Source organism: Rummeliibacillus sp. TYF005 (assembly GCF_003844195.1).
Taxonomy (GTDB): Bacteria; Bacillota; Bacilli; order Bacillales_A; family Planococcaceae; genus Rummeliibacillus.
Genome location: NZ_ML122618.1, coordinates 1 through 4,772, shown reverse-complemented (window position 1 = coordinate 4,772; position 4,772 = coordinate 1). Strand labels below are relative to the sequence as shown.

At 50.9% G+C, this 4,772-nt stretch carries 2 rRNA genes; both read right to left on the bottom strand.

Features of this window, described 5'->3' with window-relative positions:
• Positions 1–3,046 (bottom strand): 23S ribosomal RNA (locus tag CW357_RS18490); the annotation flags it as partial.
• 418 nt (positions 3,047–3,464) lie between these two features.
• Positions 3,465–4,772 (bottom strand): 16S ribosomal RNA (locus CW357_RS17680); the annotation flags it as partial.

Sequence of the window (4,772 nt, the reverse complement as noted above, 5' to 3'; positions counted from 1 at the left end):
GGAAATCTCATCTTGAGGGGGGCTTCATGCTTAGATGCTTTCAGCACTTATCCCGTCCACACATAGCTACCCAGCGATGCCTTTGGCAAGACAACTGGTACACCAGCGGTGTGTCCATCCCGGTCCTCTCGTACTAAGGACAGCTCCTCTCAAATTTCCTACGCCCACGACGGATAGGGACCGAACTGTCTCACGACGTTCTGAACCCAGCTCGCGTACCGCTTTAATGGGCGAACAGCCCAACCCTTGGGACCGACTACAGCCCCAGGATGCGATGAGCCGACATCGAGGTGCCAAACCTCCCCGTCGATGTGGACTCTTGGGGGAGATAAGCCTGTTATCCCCGGGGTAGCTTTTATCCGTTGAGCGATGGCCCTTCCATGCGGAACCACCGGATCACTAAGCCCGTCTTTCGACCCTGCTCGACTTGTAGGTCTCGCAGTCAAGCTCCCTTGTGCCTTTACACTCTGCGAATGATTTCCAACCATTCTGAGGGAACCTTTGGGCGCCTCCGTTACTCTTTAGGAGGCGACCGCCCCAGTCAAACTGTCCGCCTGACACTGTCTCCTACCCCGCTAAGGGGTATGGGTTAGAATTTCAATACAGCTGGGGTAGTATCCCAAGGACGCCTCCACCGAAGCTGGCGCTCCGGTTTCTCTGGCTCCTACCTATCCTGTACAAGCTGTACCAAAATTCAATATCAGGCTACAGTAAAGCTCCACGGGGTCTTTCCGTCCTGTCGCGGGTAACCTGCATCTTCACAGGTACTATAATTTCACCGAGTCTCTCGTTGAGACAGTGCCCAGATCGTTACGCCTTTCGTGCGGGTCGGAACTTACCCGACAAGGAATTTCGCTACCTTAGGACCGTTATAGTTACGGCCGCCGTTTACTGGGGCTTCGGTTCTCACCTTCGCTTACGCTAAGCAATCCCCTTAACCTTCCAGCACCGGGCAGGCGTCAGCCCCTATACGTCACCTTACGGTTTTGCAGAGACCTGTGTTTTTGCTAAACAGTCGCCTGGGCCTATTCACTGCGGCTCTCTCGGGCTTGCACCCTACTAGAGCACCCCTTCTCCCGAAGTTACGGGGTCATTTTGCCGAGTTCCTTAACGAGAGTTCTCTCGCTCACCTTAGGATTCTCTCCTCGACTACCTGTGTCGGTTTGCGGTACGGGCACCTCCTACCTCGCTAGAGGCTTTTCTTGACAGTGTGAAATCAGGAACTTCGCTCATAAGAGCTCGTCATCACAGCTCAACGTTATAGAGAGCGGATTTGCCTACTCTCACGCCTTACTGCTTGAACGCACATAACCAACAGTGCGCTTACCCTATCCTTCTGTGTCCCCCCATTACTCAAATGGTAGGGAGGTGGTACAGGAATATCAACCTGTTATCCATCGCCTACGCCTATCGGCCTCGGCTTAGGTCCCGACTAACCCTGAGAGGACGAGCCTTCCTCAGGAAACCTTAGTCATTCGGTGGATGGGATTCTCACCCATCTTTCGCTACTCATACCGGCATTCTCACTTCTAAGCGCTCCACCAGTCCTTCCGGTCTGACTTCACGCCANCCCCCCATTACTCAAATGGTAGGGAGGTGGTACAGGAATATCAACCTGTTATCCATCGCCTACGCCTATCGGCCTCGGCTTAGGTCCCGACTAACCCTGAGAGGACGAGCCTTCCTCAGGAAACCTTAGTCATTCGGTGGATGGGATTCTCACCCATCTTTCGCTACTCATACCGGCATTCTCACTTCTAAGCGCTCCACCAGTCCTTCCGGTCTGACTTCACTGCACTTAGAACGCTCTCCTACCACAGACATCGTAGATGTCTATCCACAGCTTCGGTGAATTGTTTAGCCCCGATACATTTTCGGCGCAGCGTCACTCGACCAGTGAGCTATTACGCACTCTTTAAATGGTGGCTGCTTCTGAGCCAACATCCTGGTTGTCTAAGCAACGTCACATCCTTTTCCACTTAACAATTACTTTGGGACCTTAGCTGGTGGTCTGGGCTGTTTCCCTTTTGACTACGGATCTTATCACTCGCAGTCTGACTCCCGTGCATAAATCATTGGCATTCGGAGTTTGTCTGAATTCGGTAATCCGGGATGGACCCCTAGTTCAAACAGTGCTCTACCTCCAAGATTCTCTATCACGAGGCTAGCCCTAAAGCTATTTCGGAGAGAACCAGCTATCTCCAAGTTCGATTGGAATTTCTCCGCTACCCACACCTCATCCCCGCACTTTTCAACGTGCGTGGGTTCGGGCCTCCAGTAAGTGTTACCTTACCTTCACCCTGGACATGGGTAGATCACCTGGTTTCGGGTCTACAACCACATACTCATTCGCCCTATTCAGACTCGCTTTCGCTACGGCTCCGTCTTTTCAACTTAACCTTGCATGTAATCGTAACTCGCCGGTTCATTCTACAAAAGGCACGCTATCACCCATTAACGGGCTCTAACTACTTGTAGGCACATGGTTTCAGGATCTCTTTCACTCCCCTTCCGGGGTGCTTTTCACCTTTCCCTCACGGTACTGGTTCACTATCGGTCACTAGAGAGTATTTAGCCTTGGGAGATGGTCCTCCCAGATTCCGACGGAATTTCACGTGTTCCGCCGTACTCAGGATCCACTCAGGAGAGAATGAACTTTTGACTACAGGACTGTTACCTTCTTCGGTGGGTCTTTCCAAACCGCTTCGTCTAACTCATTCCTTTGTAACTCCGTATTGAGTGTCCTACAACCCCAAGAGGCAAGCCTCTTGGTTTGGGCTCTTCCCATTTCGCTCGCCGCTACTAAGGGAATCGAAATTTCTTTCTCTTCCTTCAGGTACTTAGATGTTTCAGTTCCCTGAGTCTGCCATCAAGACGCTATGTATTCACGTCAAGATACTGTCCCATTACGAACAGTGGGTTTCCCCATTCGGAAATCTCCGGATCATAGCTTACTTACAGCTCCCCGAAGCATATCGGTGTTAGTGCCGTCCTTCATCGGCTTCTAGTGCCAAGGCATTCGCCATGCGCCCTTAATAACTTAACCTTAAGCTTCCAATACACATCGTATTACGTCGTCAGCTTCATTCGCTCAGTCAGTCACGTACATTAGTACGCTCCTTCCTTCACTCAATCGCTTCCTANCGCATTACGTCGTCAATTTCACTCGTTCAAATCCTCATGCACCAAAGTGCACTCCGGTTTTCACTCGCTCATTTCCTAGTACTGCTTGTGTCTCGAAACCTTTAATATTTCAAGTTATTAAGCCTAAAAATTTAAAACTTAATAAAAAATGTGTTACTTAAGAATTTCTTCAATGTCGTTTTATCCAGTTTTCAAAGAACAAGTTTTACTCTGCGACGAGTAATCGCAGGAGCAAGTTTTGAAAGCTATGAGCCTTCAAAACTGAACAGCAAGTGTTAATCCTATAAGTTCCAAGAACTTATTTCCGAAATATTCCTTAGAAAGGAGGTGATCCAGCCGCACCTTCCGATACGGCTACCTTGTTACGACTTCACCCCAATCATCTATCCCACCTTCGGCGGCTGGCCCCAAAAGGTTACCTCACCGACTTCGGGTGTTACAAACTCTCGTGGTGTGACGGGCGGTGTGTACAAGGCCCGGGAACGTATTCACCGCGGCATGCTGATCCGCGATTACTAGCGATTCCGGCTTCATGTAGGCGAGTTGCAGCCTACAATCCGAACTGAGAACGGTTTTATGAGATTAGCGTACTCTCGCGAGTTAGCGACTCTTTGTACCGTCCATTGTAGCACGTGTGTAGCCCAGGTCATAAGGGGCATGATGATTTGACGTCATCCCCACCTTCCTCCGGTTTGTCACCGGCAGTCACCTTAGAGTGCCCAACTAAATGATGGCAACTAAGATCAAGGGTTGCGCTCGTTGCGGGACTTAACCCAACATCTCACGACACGAGCTGACGACAACCATGCACCACCTGTCACCAATGTCCCCGAAGGGAAAACTCTATCTCTAGATTGGTAAGGTTCTTCGCGTTGCTTCGAATTAAACCACATGCTCCACCGCTTGTGCGGGCCCCCGTCAATTCCTTTGAGTTTCAACCTTGCGGTCGTACTCCCCAGGCGGAGTGCTTAATGCGTTAGCTGCAGCACTAAGGGGCGGAAACCCCCTAACACTTAGCACTCATCGTTTACGGCATGGACTACCAGGGTATCTAATCCTGTTTGCTCCCCATGCTTTCGCGCCTCAGCGTCAGTTGCAGACCAGAAAGTCGCCTTCGCCACTGGTGTTCCTCCAAATCTCTACGCATTTCACCGCTACACTTGGAATTCCACTTTCCTCTTCTGCACTCAAGTCTCCCAGTTTCCAATGACCCTCCACGGTTAAGCCGTGGGCTTTCACATCAGACTTAAGAAACCGCCTGCGCGCGCTTTACGCCCAATAAATCCGGACAACGCTTGCCACCTACGTATTACCGCGGCTGCTGGCACGTAGTTAGCCGTGGCTTTCTAATAAGGTACCGTCAAGGTACGTTCATTTCCTAACGTACTTGTTCTTCCCTTACAACAGAGTTTTACGATCCGAAAACCTTCATCACTCACGCGGCGTTGCTCCATCAGACTTTCGTCCATTGTGGAAGATTCCCTACTGCTGCCTCCCGTAGGAGTTTGGGCCGTGTCTCAGTCCCAATGTGGCCGATCACCCTCTCAGGTCGGCTATGCATCGTTGCCTTGGTAGGCCGTTACCCCACCAACTAGCTAATGCACCGCGGGCCCATCCTGTAGTGACGC